General features: G+C 60.1%; 20 protein-coding genes and 1 tRNA gene. 8 read left to right on the top strand and 13 right to left on the bottom strand.

Annotated elements, in window-relative coordinates; genetic code table 11:
• The first annotated feature begins 90 nt into the window (after nt 1–90).
• From C7402_RS01875 to C7402_RS01865, 3 genes are all read left to right on the top strand, one after another.
• Complete coding sequence (locus C7402_RS01875; protein WP_116609433.1) at nt 91–1,545, top strand: PIN domain-containing protein; 1,455 nt, start codon at nt 91–93, stop codon at nt 1,543–1,545.
• A gap of 299 nt (nt 1,546–1,844) precedes the next feature.
• Nucleotides 1,845–2,033, top strand: a complete 189-nt coding sequence (locus C7402_RS01870; protein ID WP_208948878.1) for a hypothetical protein — start codon at nt 1,845–1,847, stop codon at nt 2,031–2,033.
• A 555-nt stretch (nt 2,034–2,588) separates the two neighbouring features.
• Nucleotides 2,589–2,918, top strand: a complete 330-nt coding sequence (locus C7402_RS01865; RefSeq protein ID WP_116609432.1) for an H-NS histone family protein — start codon at nt 2,589–2,591, stop codon at nt 2,916–2,918.
• Nucleotides 2,919–2,959: 41 nt separating this feature from the next.
• On the opposite strand, the gene C7402_RS01860 is transcribed toward C7402_RS01865, so the two are convergent.
• The 4 genes from C7402_RS01860 to C7402_RS48150 all read right to left on the bottom strand — a co-directional run bounded on the left by C7402_RS01860 (nt 2,960) and on the right by C7402_RS48150 (nt 8,402).
• Nucleotides 2,960–4,198, bottom strand: a complete 1,239-nt coding sequence (locus C7402_RS01860) for an inovirus-type Gp2 protein (RefSeq protein WP_116609431.1) — start codon at nt 4,196–4,198, stop codon at nt 2,960–2,962.
• Nucleotides 4,199–5,263: 1,065 nt separating this feature from the next.
• The gene (locus C7402_RS01855; protein WP_116609430.1) at nt 5,264–7,120 is read right to left on the bottom strand and encodes a YfjI family protein; all 1,857 of its coding nucleotides are present in this window, start codon (nt 7,118–7,120) and stop codon (nt 5,264–5,266) included.
• A 266-nt stretch (nt 7,121–7,386) separates the two neighbouring features.
• Complete coding sequence (locus C7402_RS01850; RefSeq protein ID WP_244314717.1) at nt 7,387–8,241, bottom strand: hypothetical protein; 855 nt, start codon at nt 8,239–8,241, stop codon at nt 7,387–7,389.
• Complete coding sequence (locus C7402_RS48150) at nt 8,238–8,402, bottom strand: hypothetical protein (protein ID WP_208948877.1); 165 nt, start codon at nt 8,400–8,402, stop codon at nt 8,238–8,240. The genes C7402_RS01850 and C7402_RS48150 overlap by 4 nt, the downstream gene beginning before the upstream one ends.
• Nucleotides 8,403–8,884: 482 nt before the next feature.
• Here C7402_RS48150 and C7402_RS01840 point away from each other — a divergent pair, with 482 nt between their 5' ends.
• The gene (locus C7402_RS01840) at nt 8,885–10,327 is read left to right on the top strand and encodes a phage integrase central domain-containing protein (protein WP_116609428.1); all 1,443 of its coding nucleotides are present in this window, start codon (nt 8,885–8,887) and stop codon (nt 10,325–10,327) included.
• Between the two features lie 255 nt (nt 10,328–10,582).
• Here the strand turns inward: C7402_RS01840 and C7402_RS01835 are convergent.
• The 5 genes from C7402_RS01835 to C7402_RS01815 form a co-directional block, all read right to left on the bottom strand.
• Nucleotides 10,583–10,658, bottom strand: a tRNA-Ala gene (locus C7402_RS01835).
• A 67-nt stretch (nt 10,659–10,725) separates the two neighbouring features.
• Nucleotides 10,726–11,076 (bottom strand): c-type cytochrome, encoded by a 351-nt coding sequence (locus C7402_RS01830; protein ID WP_116609427.1) that lies wholly within the window; start codon nt 11,074–11,076, stop codon nt 10,726–10,728.
• Nucleotides 11,076–11,858: a BON domain-containing protein gene (locus C7402_RS01825; protein WP_112170169.1), complete on the bottom strand. Its 783-nt coding sequence runs from the start codon at nt 11,856–11,858 to the stop codon at nt 11,076–11,078. Before C7402_RS01825 ends, C7402_RS01830 begins: the two co-directional genes overlap by 1 nt.
• Before the next feature lie 28 nt (nt 11,859–11,886).
• A complete protein-coding gene (locus C7402_RS01820; protein WP_112170168.1) occupies nt 11,887–12,474 on the bottom strand; it encodes a phosphoheptose isomerase in 588 nt (195 codons plus the stop codon).
• A 108-nt stretch (nt 12,475–12,582) separates the two neighbouring features.
• Complete coding sequence (locus C7402_RS01815) at nt 12,583–13,137, bottom strand: YraN family protein (protein ID WP_116609426.1); 555 nt, start codon at nt 13,135–13,137, stop codon at nt 12,583–12,585.
• Between C7402_RS01815 and rsmI the strand changes: the two genes are divergently transcribed.
• Nucleotides 13,136–14,041 carry a 16S rRNA (cytidine(1402)-2'-O)-methyltransferase gene (rsmI, locus tag C7402_RS01810; protein WP_116609425.1) on the top strand — a complete coding sequence of 302 codons (906 nt, stop codon included), beginning with the start codon at nt 13,136–13,138 and terminating at the stop codon, nt 14,039–14,041. The two genes, C7402_RS01815 and rsmI, sit on opposite strands and share 2 nt — an antisense overlap.
• A 171-nt stretch (nt 14,042–14,212) precedes the next feature.
• Here rsmI and C7402_RS01805 read toward each other — a convergent pair whose 3' ends face one another.
• Complete coding sequence (locus tag C7402_RS01805; RefSeq protein ID WP_112170165.1) at nt 14,213–14,809, bottom strand: septal ring lytic transglycosylase RlpA family protein; 597 nt, start codon at nt 14,807–14,809, stop codon at nt 14,213–14,215.
• Nucleotides 14,810–15,563: 754 nt separating this feature from the next.
• Here C7402_RS01805 and C7402_RS01800 point away from each other — a divergent pair.
• From C7402_RS01800 to C7402_RS01790, 3 genes are all read left to right on the top strand, one after another.
• Nucleotides 15,564–16,208, top strand: a complete 645-nt coding sequence (locus tag C7402_RS01800) for an MBL fold metallo-hydrolase (protein WP_112170164.1) — start codon at nt 15,564–15,566, stop codon at nt 16,206–16,208.
• Between the two features lie 14 nt (nt 16,209–16,222).
• The gene (locus C7402_RS01795; protein ID WP_112170163.1) at nt 16,223–16,855 is read left to right on the top strand and encodes a 3'-5' exonuclease family protein; all 633 of its coding nucleotides are present in this window, start codon (nt 16,223–16,225) and stop codon (nt 16,853–16,855) included.
• Nucleotides 16,856–16,932: 77 nt separating this feature from the next.
• On the top strand, nt 16,933–17,403 hold the full coding sequence (locus tag C7402_RS01790; RefSeq protein ID WP_174479506.1) for an Lrp/AsnC family transcriptional regulator: 471 nt from the start codon (nt 16,933–16,935) through the stop codon (nt 17,401–17,403).
• Nucleotides 17,404–17,459: 56 nt separating this feature from the next.
• Here the strand turns inward: C7402_RS01790 and C7402_RS01785 are convergent, their stop codons facing one another.
• The 3 genes from C7402_RS01785 to C7402_RS01775 form a co-directional block, all read right to left on the bottom strand.
• The gene (locus tag C7402_RS01785) at nt 17,460–18,641 is read right to left on the bottom strand and encodes a cation diffusion facilitator family transporter (protein ID WP_116609424.1); all 1,182 of its coding nucleotides are present in this window, start codon (nt 18,639–18,641) and stop codon (nt 17,460–17,462) included.
• A 293-nt stretch (nt 18,642–18,934) separates the two neighbouring features.
• Nucleotides 18,935–19,243, bottom strand: coding sequence for an H-NS histone family protein (locus tag C7402_RS01780; RefSeq protein WP_112170161.1), 309 nt, complete (start codon nt 19,241–19,243; stop codon nt 18,935–18,937).
• A 401-nt stretch (nt 19,244–19,644) separates the two neighbouring features.
• Nucleotides 19,645–20,313: a HugZ family pyridoxamine 5'-phosphate oxidase gene (locus tag C7402_RS01775; RefSeq protein ID WP_116609423.1), complete on the bottom strand. Its 669-nt coding sequence runs from the start codon at nt 20,311–20,313 to the stop codon at nt 19,645–19,647.
• Nucleotides 20,314–20,347 lie beyond the last annotated feature (34 nt).

The following is a 20,347-nucleotide window of genomic DNA, read 5'->3' as shown; positions in this document are numbered from 1 at the left end:
CTGTTGTAATGGCCGTCGCCTTCGTGCGAAGCGGCGTAAAGGCGCTATGCCGTTGCGCCACAGACCACACCACCATAAATTGCAGGCGCCATGCACATTTTCGTTCCAGACACCAACTTCTTCCTGCAGTGTTTCGACTACGCAATGCTCGACTGGTCGCTGGTCACGGATGAAATGGCCATCACGATCGCAGTGCCGAGAGCGGTCCAAAGGGAGCTTGACCGCCACAAGGACGGTGGCAACGGTCGCCGGGCCTCGAGAGCGCGTAAAGCGTGCGGGCTCTTTGCGCAAGTCATCGATTCCGTAGACGATCGAATTACATCGCAGGTCAAGGGCGTCACAATTAGCCTTGAGCTACTGATGCCGCAGATCAGGGCGGACGACTTTCCAGATCTCTATCTCGCTAACACTGATGACCAGATCGTCGCCGAAGCGCTGGTCGTGCAGCAACAGCGCACGGGCACGACGGTAACGTTTTTGTCGAACGACACAGCTGCGCTCACAACAGCAAAATCGCAGCGTCTTCCTTTCCGGCGACCGCCACAGGAATGGATGCTCCCGCCCGAGAACGACGATCGGGACAAGACAATCGACGAGTTGCGCAAGCAGGTTCAAGCCTTGTCGAGTCAGCAACCAGAGCTCGTCTTCGTTCTCCCCGACGCACCAGACAATCGGGTTTCCGCATCGGTTACGCTGTTCCCGGAACTCAGCGACGCCGATATTGAAGCTCTAATGGACACGATCCGGGCGCAGTTCGCGATGGAGACGAGCTTTCCCACCGAGCCTCCCGTCCAAGAGGATGACAGGATATCCGCGCTCGCTACCGTATTGGCTCATCAATTCGATCAATGGGAGCCTGCCAGCGCGCAGGCAGTTGCCCATTACCAGCAGAAGGCCTACCCGGAATGGCTACAACAGATCAGATCCGAGCTGGCAAACATCCATCACAGGCTGAACGTTGACCTGATTTCGCGAATGACACTGATGCTCGAAAACAGGGGGCAGCAGCCGGCGAAGAACCTGCTGCTCACCGTCGAGGCACAAGGCTCGCTCGTCTTCGGCGCACCAGAGAAGAAACGCAACGACGACGAAAGCGACAACGCAAGGCCGCTGCTGACGGCACCGCCCACGCCACCGTCCGGCGCGTACGTGAGCGTCGCAGATCGCTTCATGCGGATGACGGCAGTTCCCGACTTCTATAAGCCGCGCGAAGGGCGCGGTATCGCCGCTGACATCACCGCCATCCTGGGCGAGCGACGCCACGACCCTCGCAGTTTCTACTGGGAGCCGAATCGCCCGACTACCGAAGCGACGGAATGGACGCTGGAATGCGAGGAGTTCCGGCACCAGCATGAACCCTATCAGCTGGAAATTCTGTTTCGGCCAGACCCCGCATCTGTGGGAAAAGCGTCTGGCGTCATTCGGCTCAAGGCCCATGCATCCAATCTGCCAAACGTCGTCGAGTTGGTGATCCCGGTTCGGATAACCGTCGAGCGCGGCGATACGCTGAACGTCGTCCGCGACGAGTTGTACAGCATGCGCTGACCTGCACAACAGCACCTTAAAGGCGGTCACTTCAATGGACTCCGGACAGACGGGCGGATGTCGCCGGTGATGCAGGACATCGGGGCATCGGTTGCTTCGTCTTCGCCAAATTCGCGACACGCATCGAACGGCCCGCGCCCGGGATGCGTCGCGGTCCAGCTACGCTCGTCGGGCCCGGGCAGATTCATTCAAGAGATCAGAAAAGTTCAAATGCAAGCGGCCGGGCAACCCATCTTGAGGTTCGGTAATGCTCTTGGGTGTGGCGAGCGCGAGGCGCAGACGCACTTTTGCGCTTTCGCATGGACTTCCTCCTGCTGCTTCCTCACGGCATCCGAATCGTGATTGAGGTGGATGGCTTGCATCACCGCGGTGCCCCCGATACCCGTCGGGCGGATGTGTACCGCTATGCGCAGATGGCTGCGGCAGACCGGGACCTGAAACTAGCCGGATACGAGATCTATCGATTCGGCGCGTCGGAGTTGCTTTGAAATAACGCACAAGCAAACGCAGTATGGTTTTTTCACAAGCTCTTCCGGCGGTATAACCTTACATGGTAAGAACCAACGTCGACAATGAGCGCCAATCCGGCCAACTCATTCCTTCCGGATGGGCTTGGACTGCTGACGAAGCCCTGGCATTGGTCAAGGCCGCCTTCAGAGATCGGCACTGGCCTACTGAAGCGATCCGATCAAGGCAACGGAATCGAGCACAATAGCGATCCCCTTCAGAGCTCAATACAGGGCAAGAATGGGGTCACATTCCACCGCCACCCGAGGTAGCAGCCGGAGCCTCCGAGCGTCTTGCAGGCGGGCACAAGGCGCAATGAAGCACGCGAGACTCCACTAGTAATCAGTGAGTGAGGGTAGTTGCGGGAATCAGCGACAGCGCCCCTTCGCAATCCGGCAGACTGAATCGAAGTGAGATTGCGCAATGGCTTTCAGGACCTTCCGATTGAATTGCCAAGCGACTCTCGCTTTCTGAAGAAGACGTCTCATGCGACAATGCCTGACCGATGATTCAGACAGCTACGGGGAGAGGAATCGATGTCGGAAAACTTCGAAGAATTATTGCAGAAGGCCCAAGAACTCACCAAGCGGGCGCATGAACTGCGCGAGAAAGAAAAACCTGAAGCCATCGCGCGGATCAAGGCCGAGATTGCCAAATACGAATTGAGCGCCGAAGATCTCGGCTTCACTGTGGCAAACAGCGGCAAGTCCGGCAAAGCAGCCGCAAGCGCCAAGAGCGCCTCGGGCACTGTCGGCAAACCCCAGTACCGACATCCGAAAAGCGACCAGACGTGGACTGGACGCGGTCAGCCGCCCAGCTGGATCAAGGACGCGCCGGATCGGGAAGTCTTTCGGATCAAGGAATAAGCCGGTCTTAGGGAATGGCCATCAGCGCCATTCCCTTTCTTTTACATTGTAACACTCCTCCTTTTTGTCGCCGCTTCATTCGTAACGACGCCCTTACCGCGCTTTCTACCCCTTCTTTTCGCCTCTATCTTTGGTGGATGACTCATCCAGAATGAGCGATGACCTTCAGGCTTGGTCATCGAAACGTAATAATCGACCTTCGTCACATACGGCACGACAATCGTCTTCAGATTATCCAGCTTCTCTTCGTCGTGGTAGCGAATAGAGCCAATGCCGCAGTCCGTGTAGATGGCCCTGTTGCAGTTATATGCACCACCCTTGCCGCCGGTAATCACTTCCTGCCAGTAGTCGCAGATCGCCTGCGCGACACTCGCATCCTGTCCCACGACATCGCCATTGAGAATTACGATCACATGGAAGTGATACGTCTTGTCGAGGCCGAACTCCATCTTGATCGCGAAAGCCATTCCTCTGCATGCCGCTGGATTCTTGACGTATTTCTTGAGATCACGTTTCAGGAATCGCCTCAATGCAATCCGATGCGCCCGTACGTCAGGGTATTCAATCGCATTCTCTCCCGACAACTCACGATCGCAATAGTACTGCGCATAGCCCAGATCAACCCGCAATACGTTGATGTGGTGATTGACGCTTAAACAGGCGAGCACCAGCGACCAGAGTCGCTCTTCATTTTCATTAGGCTGTCGCAGCAACCTCCCCTTCCAGTCCCTGAACGCTTCGCTATGGCCCTCTCGACGGATCTCATCAACGACAGTATTTAGATGACTGACGATCCGCGTGAGCATCCCATTTGAACATGTTTCCCAGTCCCTGTAAGCCAGCCACTCCTCTTTCGCAAACAGCACGAATGGCGCCCTGTCCTCCTCGAATTCAATGTCACGCATTACAGCTTTGCAGAAGATGCCAAAATAGCGGTTATACGTCTCAATGCTCGGATATTTGTTTACGATGTGATCAAGATCCATCCTCAGACACCTGATAAAGCACACACCTGCTTTCGACAATTTGATTCCGAGCTTCCCTTTTGGAGACCCGAGTTCGGTCACTGGCGCTGTCGTAAATAGCTGACGATTCGAGTCGATGATCTTCATCACGCACTGTGTGATGTAGTCCACGTCACTCGCTATGCTTCCCGTGATTAAACTACTCTCCGGAACCACCTTGCCCTTCCTAAGTTCGAAGTGTCGCGCCTCATAGGGAGCGATGCCCCATGATTCATCGTGATTCGCTTCTACTGCATTCCAATTCTTCTCGTACATTTTGATTGTTCCCGGCTACATGAATACGCTCTCGTCGCTCATCCAAATCGACTCGATCCTCTCAACGACGCAGGCTCATTTCAGCAATGAGCACTACTCGCTCGTAGCATTCATCAGACAGGTATTTTTTACCCTAACTTGGACAAGAGAGAAAAAGCATGAAAGCGATCACTTGAGAGGATCACCGATATGACATGAAGACAGACAAATGAAAATCAACGATCTACCGAAGCATGGCTAAGGGGAAAGAGAATAGAACAAGGAAATAGGATGGGAATGCCGAGAGAGATGAGTGAGGAGCGTCCGCTCTCCAGTTGGTACCTGCCACTGCGTCAGTGACAAGGATTGCCGAACCCGCCATTCATTGAAGCATGGGAAGCGAGAAGGGATATTCCAACTCGACTCTCTATCAATGAGGACCTAGTAACAGACGAATGAAACAGAGATTGGAAAAGGAGAGAGTGGAGTGCTAACTTGTGGCTCACAAGAAAGAGAAGAGATAGAGGAACGCCAACTTGACATGTGAATAATTCAGATATAACAACGTTAGATCCGGAATTGGAAGGCCGTCGTCAACCGAGAAAATGGCGCTATTCGCTTCTCGAAGCCCGAGAGAATGGACCATTTCCAGCTCAATAGCCCTAGTCAAGTTAGCGTGCCAAACTTGCAGGCAGCGGAGAGCAGAGCTACAGCGTTTCCTCACTGATGTGCGGGCGATACCGGGACGGCTCGTGCCCTATCGTCGCGCGCCACACGTGTGTTGGGCGTCGCCGATGCGACAGGGCGCCCTGAGCCGCAGCAGCCACGGAACGGTTGGAATGACCGTGCGATAAAATGTATTTTTCTGCCTTCCTCTGTTCGAGCATGCCTTTTTCACCTTTAAAGGTGAAAAAGGTGATGACGTCAGCACGGTGATGCAAAAAAATTAATTCCCCGGGCAGCTGAGAGCCTATCGCGGCGGCCTTGCATTCCTCTGGGCGGCTCGGTTCCCCCACTGTTGAAACGCTCTGCTCATGACGAGGCGATGCCTGGGCAATCGGTTCGGACCGCGTCGTCAGATGGGAATCAGCCCGTTACTTCGAAATGGAATCTGAAGCGCTGTGGACCGAGGGGCGTAAATTGGATCTCGACCATTTCTGGTTCGAGGTACGCTAGATTGCCGGCCATCTCTTTGCGCCGCACCTCTTTCGCTCGGACTAAGATGTCGCCCCTGGCGATCAACCAAACCAGCACAGTCCTTAATTTTTCAGTATTTCTCAGACCGTATCGATTGCAATTCGACCGGAGATCGTGAAAAGGAATGCGGCAATTGAGGTGGCCGCCGGTGGGCGCCTCCAGTGGGCCACCGTTTCGATCCTCCAGCATCCTCTTGAATTTCTTCATGACGTAGGTAGCCATCTCTTTCATGACCGCCTCTGGATTGAATACCTTTTTGAATTCGTGCAAGTACCATTCAACAACACGCATTGCGGACGTGACGGTGGACTCTGGAATGGCAAGGTCGCCTGAATCCCCGTCGACGTGCCCGCCGGCACCGGCAAGTACGTCATTCTCAAAGAAATGAAACAGAGCTGCAATACGCGCGACGTGCTCGGAGTATCTGTTCACGAATTCGCGCTCGTAAACCAGCACCCCTCCATCAGCGGTTGCCGCTTCCATTTCGTTGAAGTCCTTTTCCCAGGCTTGCTGGGCAGCCGGCGCGAAATGCAGCGTTTTTCTGTGCTCGTTTCGACGGGCCATATCCGGATGAGAGTGGGCATGGGCGAGAATTGCCAGGATGCGCTTGTTGAAGAGCTCGATCCATTCTGTCCGTTTCGGCTCCGAGCTATTAATCTGTCGCTTGCCATAAGGCGTATCTGGCCGACAGAGCAGGACGCGCGACATGAATCCAATTCCTTTTGCAAGCTCCCCTTTGCTTTCCAGAAATCGGTCAAAGACGATGGGCTGTACCATCAACGAGATAGTCAATCGCGCATCTTCGACGAAAAAGCTTTCGCGCGCTGTTCGACCAACGACGTCAATTGCTTTTCCCTCCCAAAGCTTGTCGAGGCTCGACATATCGGATTCGCCTCGGGCATTCAGAATTCCTGCGGCCTCATCGGAGAAGAGTCCTGCCGACGGCCAATTCTCGGCAAGGTTCTGTTCAAGTTGACGAATGGGGATTTTGGAATATAAGACTCGCTGTAAGCGTGGCTCGCGATAGGCGAGATCTTGCTCGCGCAAATCAGCAATCTCTCGCTCAACGTCTTCAAGCTTCTCTCTTGCGGTCTGAGCAAGTTCGCTGGCCTTTGGTTTATCGCTAATCGCCAGGGTATGTGACTTACGCCGCAAAGTTCCCGAAGCCTTTTCCAGCTCTCGCCTCTTTCGTAGCCGTTCTTTCTGCTCGTAATCGCCAACTTCTTTCTGTTCGACATAGTGAGACCTCTTCTTCCTGTCATAGGTCTCGATTGACGACGTCACAACCGAGTCCGCTCTGGACTTACGCGATCCGCTATCAGCAACCGCCAACATGTAAAGCGAGCACACGGTTTTTTCATTTTTCTCGATTCCGCGGTCTACCCAGATGAGGTCTTGGCAGGCAAGAGAGACCGCCGACAATACGGCTTGGACAGCAATCGGCACGGCGACCTTGTCGTTCTTGCAAATTTCAATGACGGCGCCCCTCATTGTCTCGGGAAGCATCCGCCAAGGGAACGTCTCGCTCTCTGATTCGAAATCTGGGAATCGGGGCCTGCCTTTGCTCTGCAGCGGACTACGCTCCCCGAACTCGCCACCAACAGGCTCATTGCTGGCACCCTGATTAGAGTCCGAAGCAGTTGGAGTTGCTGGCACTAGAGCGACTGTGGATGCTTCTTCCATGTGTAGGCCACTTTCGAGATCGCCCGATTCCCGAGATTCAGGCGAGTGATTTTCGTTGGACATGTGCTATTTGTTTTGTGCCGGAACTGTACGCGGCGTGCGTCACTTTCAGACCCCACGCCAATCGCGACAAGAGCGCACTCTCGCAAGGGAGTCTGTAATCCGGAAGAAGCTTGGGCCGCCCGCATTGAAGAGTCACGCGGTGGAAGAGACATCCCGGATTCTCCACTCCGGCTGATTGACTCTCCGGCGCCGGGGCGCCGGAGAGTCAATCAGGTCCGCATTGGCGTCGTGGCTATTCACGGCGTCACCCCAACTCAAATGGCCGCTCAGCTATTAATTTTATCGCCATTGAGTAGGCGCTTGACTGCCTCGACTGGCCAAATTACGCGTCGATTCGGGAGCTTGGTGGGCCGCACTCCGTGATAAGTGCCCGTTTCCGAATAGCGTTTTCTGACGGACTGAGGTTCGACCGCCAGCACCGCCGCGAACTCCTCAGTCGACAGGTGTTCGCGATTCTCCGGCAAGGGCATTGGCGATCGGGCCAACGACTTCCTGGCCTCCGTCTTGGCGGTCGCGTTGGCGTCTTGAACAACGAGTCTGGAAGTGAGCGCGTCAATCACCCTCGCGGATTGCGTCGCGTATTCGACGATCTCCTCAGGAATGAAATCGACCTGACCGGCATTCGTCTTGTCGCCGTACAAGGCGCGACAAAGCCGGATCCACTCGGTCTCGATGTCCATGTCATCGCACCAGATCAGGAATTTGTGCGGCTTCAGTTCGACCGGCGTGACTTCGCCGTTTTCCTGATCGTCTTCGCAGCGCCATGTCCACTTACGCCAGATTCGACGGGCGTCGGAAAAGCGCTCGTTGCCGCCGCCCGTGAAGACTTGACCATCAAGTCCTACGCCGCCATTAGGAATCTCGGCGCAGTCGGGCGGTGGATGAATACCTGACACGATCAACGTCCCATCGATGGGCGTCCAGGTCGGCCGGGCGAGGTAGTCCTTCAATACGGCATGAAGCTGCCTGGCGGCAGCGATGCGTTCTTGTGGTGTTCGGTCTTCTGTCATATCCCCGGCTTCGTAAGTCGATTTGCAGCGGCGATTGCCTCGAGTCGTGAATTTTATCGCGCCGTGGGTCGATGATGGAAACCTGAGCGGTACCGCTTTCTCGTAGATCACGCGGCGTTGACCTGAAACGGAATCCCGGCCTGCTCCAAAATCCACGCTTCGATGCTGTCATGGCACTCGCGCGACAGGTGAATCGGACGGCGGTGATAGTGCTTCTCGGCAATTGCGGACGGTTTGTGCCTCTGGGTCTGAACGACAACGCCGACCGACACTCTGACTCACTCGAACAACGTGCCCAAACCACCGTCGAAGCCGTGTAACGTAACGTGGGAAGCTCAGCCACAGCAAGCGCCTTGTTGTACGCTCTACGATACGCGGTTCGGCAATCTTGCAGCCCTCCGACGTCTGTTGGCGAACCTCATTCAGACGGTGCCCTTGCCGCGCGTTTGTGCTCTCAACTCTCATCGTCATGCTGCTGATGATCGTGGTGGTAATGGCGCTCCCTCCACGAGAGCTTGCGGCCGGCGAAGAGCTCATCCCGAGCCTCGTCGAACTTGACGTCGAGCCGCCCTACCTACCATCGAGACATCCACGTAGCTCGGAAAATGCTCGCAAGTCCGCGCGCAGCATAGCCACAGGGCTGCTCCTCCGTGAATGTCGTTGACAGCCGGGGCTCGCTGATCCAGCTTTAAAGGCATCGGCCGGTTTTCTCGTATCGCCGAAAATCCGTGCCCCTACGCCAGGGGAGATGCCTATGCCACTCACCGATCTGGAAGTTCGCCGGGCAGCGCCACGAGCAAAGACGTATCGGATCTCGGACGGTCGTGGAATGTATCTCGAGATCGCACCCACCGGAGGAAAGTACTGGCGCCTCAAATACCGTTTCCTCGACCACGAGAAACGGCTGGCGATTGGCGTCTACCCTGACGTAACACTCGCCCATGCTCGCCGCAAGCGCGACGAGGCGCGTGCGATGTTGGCGGACGGTGTTGACCCAGGACAGGCTAAGAAGGAGGAGAAGCGCTTGGCCCGACTCAACGCGGCGGCGACCTTTGAGGCGGTTGCGCTGGAGTGGTTTGAGAGACAGGCTCCAGCTTGGGCGGCCAGCCATTCCGAGAAGATCATGGGGCGCCTGAAGAAGGACCTGTTCCCGTGGCTTGGCTCGCGGCCGATTGCGGACATTACTCCGCCGGAAGTATTCGAAGTGCTGCGGCGGGCCGAATCGCGAGGGGCTCACGATACCGCGCATCGGCTCCATCAGAGTTGCGGGCAGGTGTTCCGCTACGCCGTTGCGACTGGACGCGCCACCCGCGATGTCAGTGCCGACCTACGCGGTGCGCTGCGACCGAATCGGCATACTCATTTCGCGTCGATCACGGATCCCGCAAAGGTCGGCGAGATGCTCCGCGCATTTGATGGCTTTTCGGGCACGCTTGTCGTACGCGCTGCACTGCGGTTAGCGCCGTTGTTGTTCGTGCGGCCAGGCGAGCTGAGGCTGGCCGAATGGGCGGAGATTGACCTTGAGCAGGGCCAATGGCGCTATACCGTTTCTAAGACGAAGACTGAGCATCTGGTGCCGCTTGCTACGCAGGCAGTCCAGATGCTGAGAGAATTGCAGGCGCTCACCGGGCAGTGGCGCTACGTATTCCCGGGCCGCGATCGAAGAAAGCCGATGAGCGGTGCGGCGATCAATGCCGCGCTCCACCGACTCGGTTACGACACAAAAACAGAAATCACCGGCCATGGGTTTCGCGCAATGGCGCGCACAATTCTGCATGAGCGTCTCCGCTTCCCTGCCGACGTCATCGAGCACCAACTGGCGCACCGCGTACCCGGTGCGCTTGGTGACGCCTACAACCGCACCCGCTTTATCGAGGATCGGATCGCGATGATGCAGGCTTGGGCAGATTACCTGGATCGGCTTAAAGTGGGTGGGATACAGGGCCGAAGCGACCGAGAAACATTCGAGGGGGGCGAATTTTTGCGTCACCATGTGACGGCAATCGGTGGAGGCGATGTCATGAGCACGCTAGCTGTCAACGCGGGGGGCCAGGTGACGTTGACGAAAAAGGTATTGCAGCACCTGGGCATCGAGTCTGGCGGGAAGGTGGAGCTGCGCCTGCTGCCGAATGGCCGCGCCGAGTTGAGGGCCGCAAGCACGAAGAGCTCCGGATCTGCGGGGCATCATGGAGACTAGGACTAACTGAGCTCGATTGAGCATTCGGCAAATCAATGAAGCGATAGCCGAAGCCGGCCTTGCAGCGCCGGATAACGACAGCCAGCGTAACAACAAGCGCACCTGATCCGCCTGAACCGCAAGCGGTTCCATAGCTTGCTCGGCAGAAGGATCTATATGGATTCGGGTGGACCAAATCCGGTTACACGGTGGTTACACGGTCCGCAGAAACAGAAAAGGGTTACAAGCAAATCGCCTGTAACCCTTTGATTTTATTGGTGGAGCGGATGAGGATCGAACTCACGACCTTCGCATTGCGAACGCGACGCTCTCCCAGCTGAGCTACCGCCCCAACGAACCACTGATTCTACACACACAAAATCCGTTTTGCCAAGCGTCAAATTTGACCCTAAGCAAACTCACTTCGAAGGCGACCCAGCGAGCACCCAACCCACAACAGAATGGATATCGGCGGCGCTCATCCCCGGGTGCGAAGGCATGGGAATCGCCCCCCAGACCCCGGCACCGCCGTCACGCACCTTCTTCTCCAGCTTGGCCTGCGCGGCAGCATCGCCCTTGTACCTCGCGGCAATATCCTTGAACGAAGGACCAACCAGCTTGCGATCCACCGCATGGCATCCCATGCAAGCATTCGTCTGAGCCACCTTCATCCCATCGTCCACCGCAGCAAAAGCCGGCGAAGCAAACCCGGCAACCACCGCCCCCGCCACCAACCCCGCAGCAACAGCACGACCAACAAAACGCCCCATCACATAGCCCCCGTATTCCCCGGTCGCGTAGCCGAAGAATTAGTCACAGGCGCCGGCGCCTGATGCTCGATAGGCTGCGAAGTCACGCCCGAATCCGGCACCGCCCCAACTGTCGGCTCGTCGGCGGCAGGCGTTGCCGCGGGTGCGCTCGGCGCCGCCGCATTTGCCACCGCCGCCTGTTCCGGTTTGATGTACTGGTAGCACTTCACCACCTGCGCCACGCCCATCACCCCGGCCGTCGCGTTGGCGGCGATACTGCCTTCCTGCGTCGTCACGAGGCCCATCAGATAAATCGTGCCGCGCTCGCTCACCACCTTGAAGTTGTTCGCGGAGATGTCCTTATATGCAACCAGCTCCGCCTTCACGCGTCCTTCCAGGTACGAGTCGTTCGCGCGCGAGGAGAACGAGCTCGCCGGCTGCACCGCCAGTTCGTTCACGATCGACTCGACGTTCGTCACGGCGCGCACGATGCTCTCGGCCTTCTGCTTCGAGGCGTCGTCGGGCACTTCGCCCGTGAGCAGCACGCGCTGGTTGAACACCGCCACGTTCACGTGCGCCGTGTCGGGCAGTTGCTTGCCGAGGTCGGCCAGCGCCTTCACCTGGATCTCGCGGTCCTCGGTTTGCGAGCCCACTGTGCGGCGGTCGGTCGCCACCAGCGCCGTGCCGCCCGCCGCGCCCGCGAGCGCCAGGAAGCAGCCCTGCAAGCTTGCGCAGAGCGAGGCTGCGAAGCCGATCGTCAGCGTGGTCCGTGCCAGCGCGCGCGTCATGCCGTATCTGCTCATCAACTTCCCCTCTCTTCGTCCAACGGTGTCAGTCTTCGCCCAGCAGCATCGCGTCGATGCCGTCGCACAGGCAGTGGATCGTCAATATATGTACTTCCTGGATGCGCGCCGTCCGCTCGCTCGGCACGCACAGGTGAATGTCGGTATCGGCGAGCACGGCGTTCACGTCGCCGCCACCCTTGCCGGTCAGCGCGATCACGATCATTTCGCGTTCGTGCGCTTCCTGAATGGCGGCCAGCACGTTCGTCGAGTTGCCCGAGGTCGTGATGGCGAGCAGCACGTCGCCGGGCTGGCCGAGCGCGCGCACCTGCTTCGCGAACACCTGCTCGTACGCGTAGTCGTTGGCAACGGCGGTGAGCACCGAGGCGTCGGTGGTCAGCGCGAGCGCGGGCAAACCGGGGCGCTCACGTTCGAAGCGGCCGATCAGTTCGGCGGCGAAATGCTGGGCGTCGGCGGCGGAGCCGCCATTGCCGCATGCGAGGATCTTGTTGCTGTTCGCGAGCGCGGCGAACATCGTATCGACCGCGGCGGCAATCGGGACCGCCAGGGTTTCCATGGCCGCGAGCTTGAGTGCTGCGCTATCGCGGAAGTGCTGTTGAATGCGTTCGACGGACATCGACTCTCTAATCTGTACTGCGGGTATCGCAAAATTTCCGCATAGTGCGGCGTGCCGCAAGTTTAGCGCACTCAAGGGCGTTCATTTTTACCCTTCTTTCCATCGGCCTCAGTTTTCGCTCTCGCTTGCGTCCGCATGAAACGCGTCGCGCAACCATACGAGCCGGCCGCTCTCGAACGCGATGACGTCGAAGCGGCACGCGGGCGGCGGGCGCGCTTCTTCCGTTTCTCCGTTCATTTCAACGTCCGTTGCGCCGTTCGCATCAGCGCTGCGCCACGTCGCGAGAAAGTGGCGCGCCGCGCGCAGCACGCGCTGCTGTTTGCGCCACCCCACGCTCGCCGCCGCGCCGCCGAATTCCGGCCGCGCCCGCGCGCGCACTTCCACGAACACCAGGGTGCCGTCGCGCTCGCGCATCACGAGGTCGAGTTCGCCGCCTCGGCAGTGCACGTTGCGCGCGATCAGTTCGAGCCGCTCGCGCCGCAAAAACGTCAGCGCGTGCGCTTCGAAGCGTGCTCCTGTCGCACGGCGTTGGGCATTCGACCGCGCTCGCGCGCAAAAGTTGTCTGCGCGTGCGCGCTCGCTTGCGCCGCTTCCCTCGGGCGGAGCCGCGCCCGCGTGGCACAATGTCGGCCTCTTTTCCTGCATTCGCGCGTTGCGTGTCATGACGTCCCTCTCGTCCCCTTTCGAACTCGCACAGGCCCAGCAGTATCCGGCCGCCACGCTGTACGTCGTGGCGACGCCCATCGGCAATGTCGCCGACATCACCTTGCGCGCGCTGCATGTGCTCGGTCTCGTCGATCGCATCGCCGCCGAAGACACGCGCAACACCGGCCAACTTCTCGCGCGCTACGGCATTTCGAAGCCGCTTCTCGCTGTGCACGAGCACAACGAGCGCGAGGCGGCGCAGCGCGTGATCGAGTTTCTGCGCGCGGGCGAGCGCGTGGCCTGCGTGTCCGACGCGGGCACGCCCGGCATTTCCGATCCCGGCGCCAAGCTCGTGGACGCCGTGCGCGCCGCCGGCCTGAACGTCATGCCGCTGCCCGGCGCGAGCGCGCTCGCCACGGCGCTTTCCGCAGCCGGCGACTGGGTGTCGACCTTCACGTTCCTCGGCTTTCTGCCGCCCAAGGCCAAACAACGCGCGGCCGCGCTTCAGCCGCTCGCCACGCATACGCAGGCGATGGTGTTTTACGAAGCGCCGCATCGCATCGTCGAAACCGTGCAGTCGCTCGCGGACGCGTTCGGCCCCGCGCGGCGCATCCTGATCGCCCGTGAATTGACGAAGCTACACGAGTCGCTCTGGAGCGGCACCTTGGCCGAAGGGCCAACGTGGCTCGCGGCCGACGCCAATCGTCAGCGCGGCGAGTTCGTGCTGGTGGTGGAAGGCGCGAGCGCGCAGCCGGATGGCGATGCCGATCACGACGCGCTCTTGCGCGTGCTGCTTCAGGAAGTGCCCGTGAAGGGCGCGGCGAAGATCGCGGCGGCGCTCACGGGCGCGTCGCGCAATACGCTCTACGCGCGGGCGCTGGAATTGAAGGGGGAAGGCGAGGAAGAGGCGGACGAGGACTGAAGCCGCATCTGTCTGCACCGGCGCATTGCCGCCGGAGCCGGAAAAACCGAAGGGCCGCCCGATTCTCATCGGGCGGCCCTTCGCGTATGCATCCAATGTCACCAGGCGGTTTGGCTTTGGGCGCGTCGCGGCGCACTCAGCGCCACGCCCACGCAAACGCGCTGAGTGAACTTAGTGATCGGTGGAGTTTGCAGCAACCATCTCCGCTTGCGCGACCTTCGCTTCCTGGCGCGAGAGGCCTTCGATGTTCACTTTCGCCGTACCCGCGTGTTGCAGGCCAAGCACCTTGGCTGCGGCGTACGAGAGATCGAGCACGCGGCCACGTGCGAACGGGCCACGGTCGTTGATCTTCACCACCACCCACTTGGACGTGCCGGGCACGCTCACGCGCACATACGAGCCGAGCGGCAGCGTGCGGTGCGCGGCCGTGAGCGCTTCCATGTTGAAGCGCTCGCCGCTTGCGGTGCGGCGGCCGTGGAAGGCGCGGCCGTACCACGAGGCGCGGCCGGTCTGATGGAACGAATGGGCGTCCGGGCCGTTCTCGTCGATCGCCTGGGCGTTCGCGAGCGAGTTGTCCCGGGCGGTGCCCGATGCGGGCATTGCCGCGAGCGCGGAGCCGTAGCCCTGCGGCGCAGCGAATGCGGCGTCCTTGGTGCGAAGCGCGTCGCCTGCGGCCTGGTTCTGGGAACCGGGCGGCATGGCACAACCGGCCAGCACGGACACCGCTGCGAGACTCCCGAGTCGTCGTCGAGTCAGTCTGAATTTCATAAATTTAGCCATCACGTTTCGAAGCCAGCCCCGCGCAACGTGCGCGCTGTCGGATGGCTTCGGCGGTCGCAGGCATGGCTTCGCCATCGCTCGCCTGGAATGAAAAAGGCGAACGCGTGCCAATACCCGGATGCAGCCCCAATAAGCCGCTAACCGCTAGTTATCTTTCACGTCTGGCGCAGCCTGTCCCCGGCAGCCTGACCAGACCCCACATGCCGCCATCGAACGATGAAACACGTTCAGGCGCGCCGGATACTCACGGCGCACAGGAACGGCGGCGTAGGCCCCACCCAGCGTCACGGCATGCAGGCCGTTGCAGGCGCGTGGCGCCTGGCTGGGTAAGACGTGCGGCGTCGAACGGATCGACACCTGATTTGCCGTCTTGTAAGGCAGCCTGTTTAGCCAGCCTCCAAACGACGGCACTGCTTGACGGCGATGTATCGCGACCTCTTTTTTACGGGGGTCACATCGCCCAGTGAAAGCACGGATTCCGTGCGTGTTGGGTCGCATTATACCCAAAAGTAATTCCTGTCACGGGCGACGCCCACAAAACTCCATGATTTTTCACTATTGATGTAACAAAGCCGTTCGTCTTGCAGCGCGGCATCCCTTGTCTGACAAGGGATTCAGACGGGCGTGAACGCGGTCGGCGGCCCTGGATGCACCCCGGTACAATCGAGCTTTTGACTGCTTTCGTCCGACGGGGTCGCCGCGCTGCGAGCCGCCCCGCGAGACCCGAACCCCACGAACTCGCATGAAAGTCACGCTGATTCCCGTCACGCCGTTCCAGCAAAACTGCTCGCTGCTCGTCGACGAAACCACGAAGCGCGCCGCCGTGGTCGATCCGGGCGGCGACCTCGATCGCATCGAGGCCGAGATCGAGCGCCAGGGCGTGCAGCTCGAAAAGGTGCTGCTCACGCATGGCCACCTGGACCACTGCGCCGGCGCGAAGGCGCTTGCCACGAAGTTCGGCGTGCCGATCGAAGGGCCGCAGGAGGACGAGCGCTTCTGGATCGACCAGTTGCCGCAGCAGAGCGTGCGCTTCGGCTTCGGCCACGCCGAGGCGTTCGAGCCCACGCGCTGGCTGCACGACGGCGACACGGTGCGCTTTGGCAACGAAGAACTCGAGGTCTATCACTGCCCGGGGCACACGCCCGGCCACGTGATCTTCTTCAGCCGCGAGCACCGGCTCGCAACCGTGGGCGACGTCCTGTTCGCGGGCTCGATCGGCCGCACCGACTTTCCGCGCGGCAACCACGCGGACCTGATCCGTTCGATCCGCGAGAAGCTCTGGCCGCTGGGCGACGACGTCACGTTCGTGCCGGGTCATGGCCCGGTTTCGACGTTCGGCGAAGAGCGTCGCTCCAACCCGTATGTAGCAGATGGCGTACCTGGATGAGAGTGAAACGTACGATGAATCAAGCCGCTATTGAGGAGATTTACGTCAGCACCGACGTCGAAGCCGACGGTCCGATTCCCGGCCCGCACTCGATGCTGAGCTTCGCTTCGGCGGCCTACACCGCCGACAAGCGTCTGATCGCCACGTTCTCGGCGAACCTCGCGACGCTCGAAGGCGCGGCGCCGCACCCGGTGCAGGCCGCCTGGTGGGAGACGCAGCCCGAGGCGTGGGCCGCCTGCCGCAAGGACCTCCAGGACCCGGCCGCGGCGCTCGTCGCCTATGTGGAATGGGTGGAGGCGCTGCCCGGCAAGCCCGTGTTCGTGGCGATGCCGGCGGGCTTCGATTTCACCTTCATGTTCTGGTACATGATGCGCTTCGCGGGGCGCTGCCCGTTCTCGTGGTCGGCGCTCGACATCAAGACGCTCGCGTTCGCGATGACGGGCCTGCCGTACCGCAAGTGCATCAAGCCGCGCTTTCCGAAGCACTGGTTCGACGACCATCCGCACACGCACGTCGCGCTCGACGACGCCATCGAACAAGGCGCCCTCTTCTGCAACATGCTGGCCGAGCTGCGCGCCCAGCAGGCGGCGCTTGCCGCTGATGGGGACGCGTCAGGGCAAAATACCGCGAGCACACCGGCAGATTAGGTAATCTCCCTCATCATCGGCGCTTTTCATTGCGTTTCGTTTTCCCGACCTCTAACATTGAGGGATACCGCGACGCAATGGAGGCGCAGTTGACACTCGATACGTTCTCTCAGAAGATCCTGCGCCTTCTGCAACTCGACGCGCGCCGCTCCGTCCAGGAAATCTCCGACCAGGTGGGGCTCTCCAGCACGCCATGCTGGCGTCGTATCAAGGACATGGAACAGTCGGGCGTGATCCAGCGCTACACGGCGTTGCTCGATCGCGAAAAGCTGGGCCTGCACGTCTGCGCGCTCGCGCATATCCATCTCACGCGGCACACCGAGGGCGGCGTCGAAGCCTTCGAGCGCGAGATCGCCACCTGCCCGGAAGTCACCGAGTGTTACAGCACCACGGGCGAATCGGACTACATCCTCAAGATCGTCGCGCCCGACATCAAGGCCTACGACGCTTTCCTGCACGAGCGCATCTTCCGCATTCCCGCCGTGGCGCAGGTGCGCACGAGCGTCGTGCTGCGCGAAATCAAGTTCGATACGCAGTTGCCGCTTTGAATTGCCGCTTTGATATGGCGAACGGCGCGGTGAAAGCAGCCGCAAAGCCGCGCGGTTCAGTTCGCCTCGCGCGGTTTGCCATGCATGGCCAGCGCGCCATGCTCGTCCAGCGACTGCATCACGTCCAGCTTGCTCGCGCCAAGGCGCGTGCGTAGCGCTTCCAGATCCACCGCGGCCACGCGGCGCGCGTCGTCCGCGGCGGCCAGCACCACCTGAACCTCCAGCCCCGTGCTCAAGTAGTGCAGCGTCACGGCTTCCACATGCACGTCATGCTCCGCCAGCGCTTCGCGCAGGCGCGCCGCCACCTCGTCGCGCGGCGGCTGGTTGGACACGGAGCGCACGTGCATGTCGTCTTCGGGATCGACGTGGATCAGCGCGTCGAGCACGCGCGAGTCGGTGAGCAGGCGCGAGCGCGCCGTCTCCGCGATGTAGTGCCCTTCCGAAACCGAGATCAGCGGATCGACGAGAATATGCGCGTCCACGAGCGCGAGGTCGCCGGTCTTGCGCGTGCGCATCTCGTGCACGTCGAGCACGCCCGGCGTGCCCATGAGAAGCGCGCGCAGGTCGGCGGCGGCGGCTTCGTCGAGCGCGCGGTCGGAGAGGTCCTGCAACGCGTCCCAGCCGAACACCCAGCCCATGCGCGCGACCATGAAGCCGACGATGGCCGCCGCGATCGGATCGAGCAGCCGCACGCCCGCAAGGCTACCCACAATGCCGAGCGCCACCACGAGCGACGAGGCCGCGTCCGAGCGCGCGTGCCACGCATTGGCGATCAGCATGGCCGAGCGCACGCGCTGCGCCTCGCGCAGCATGTAGCGAAAAAGCCCTTCCTTGGAAACGAGCACGAGCAGCGCGACGAACAGCGCGCTCATGTGCAGTGGCGGAATATCGCCGAGATTCATGATGCGCGTGCCCGCGCGCACGAGCATGCCAACGCCCACGGCAATCAATAATGCGCCGAGGAATAACGACGCGACCGTTTCATAACGACTGTGGCCGTAGTTGTGATCGGCGTCCGGTTTTGCGCCGCTATGCCGGTTGGCGAGCAGCACGACGAAATCCGAGACGAGATCGGCCAATGAATGAATGCCGTCGGCGATCAACGCCTGCGAATGCGCAAACACGCCCACGACGATTTGCAGCACCACCAGCACGGAATTGACGGCGACGCTGACCCACGTGGTCCGGCGCGCGACCTCGTGTTTATCTGATAACGGCGCGGTGGCGGAAGAAGTCATGCGCGGCGAATCTACAAATTAGGGAATAACCGCAATTGTAGGGCCTGCATGCGACGATTTTATGGATACCCCTAAAAATCTCTTTTAAATCAGTTGCCTACAATAACACGAAGCATTCGCATTCAACGGACAATACTCTGGCGGCTTCGCAAGGGATCAGAAAAACAAAAAGCCGCGCGTCCCCCGACTGCGCGGCTCCTTGCTTCGCGAATCCGCAGATTCGCCCTTCGACCTTCTGCGCGGCGCCGCCAAACTGATCGACCGATCAAGCTGCACGGCGGGACGGCATTAACTTACTTCTGAATCAGAAAGCGATCGCGGTCCTGGCCGGCAATCCAGCGCGGCGGCTTGCCACGGCCCGACCACGTGCTGCCGCTGTCGGGGTCGCGGTACTTCGGAGCGACGCTCGCACGCGAGCGGCTTGCCGCCTTGGCGATCTTGCCGGCTGCGCGGCCGCCACCCAGTTCTGCGAGCGTAATGCCGTAGTCGGCCATTTTTTGCTTGATTTCGTCGAGGACCTCGGCATATTCGCGTGCCTTCGCCTCTTCAATCTGCTTTTCCAGCTTTTCTCGCTGAGCGAGGAGTTCCTTGTAGGAAGACATAGGTGCCCTTGTGGTTCAAAGATAATGGCTACTGATCTCACGTCAGTATGCCGATTGATCGCTGCGTGCCTCGGAAATCGGTGGCGAGATTAACACAAAATCGAATGCCGGGAAGCGCAACAGCAATAAAAATAATTTAAGACCGATTTGAATCCGACATCCTTCCTGCAAGGTTCTAACTCATTGCCATTTGGTGCAAATCGGTATTTTTACTAAATCTCACTTTCGCCAGATAAATCCACATCTCATAATTGTCAAATGATGAAAATTAAATGCCTTGAAATAGGTCAAACATTTCATCGCATGATAACTTTGGTTTGAACCGGTCGATTGATGCACCGCAGCATGAGTCATCGCTCTAAAACCCTCGGCGCCGCCGCACGCATGCGCGGGAAAACAAATCAGGATGCATGGCGCTCGATGCAATCGGCTAGCACTGCATGCAAGGATTGCTGACCGGATTGCGGCGAGTCAAAAACGAAGCGCGTGCGCGCACCGTCGATCACGAGATCGGCGCCGTAGCGATCGACGCCCGCCAGGTCGAGTCCGGCACGCCGCGCCGGGTGCGCTTCGAAGAAGTCGATCAGGGCGGCTTCGTCGGTGGCGGCGAGCGGTTCGAGCGCATCGAGATCCGCGCCGTCCATCCAGCCCATCGCGCCGAAGCCGCCGATATAGCGCAGCCGCTCGATCTGCATGACATAAAAGGTGAAGTCGCCGAGCGCGAGATAACGCGCGGCGTCCGGGTGATAGCGCACGTAGCGGCGCGCCGTCGCCTCCTGGGCGGCCGCGTCGAGCGGCTCGAAACGGCCGAGCAGCGTGGCGCGCGGCGCGTTCAGCACGTCCGCGTCGGGTGCGTGGGCAACGAGAAAGCCGGCGCGCGGGTCGTCTAGCAGATTGCGCGTGTGCTCGGCAAGGCGGCTCACGAGGATCACAGGCCGGTGGCGCGCGTCGGGCGCGAACGGCAGCAGCGTGGGATACGGAAAACCGCGCGGCTCGCGCGAGTGCGTGGCGAGCGTGCCGGTGGGCGCCTGGTGCAGCAGATGCAGCGGAGCGTGGGCGGGAATCTTCAAGGTGCGTCCTCGAAAGCGGCTGTGGGCGGTGAGC

This window comes from Paraburkholderia unamae, from assembly GCF_003096875.1.
In the GTDB taxonomy this organism is placed as follows: Bacteria; Pseudomonadota; Gammaproteobacteria; order Burkholderiales; family Burkholderiaceae; genus Paraburkholderia; species Paraburkholderia unamae.
Note: the sequence above shows the minus strand (reverse complement) of the source record. Positions and strands in the feature narration are given on the sequence as shown.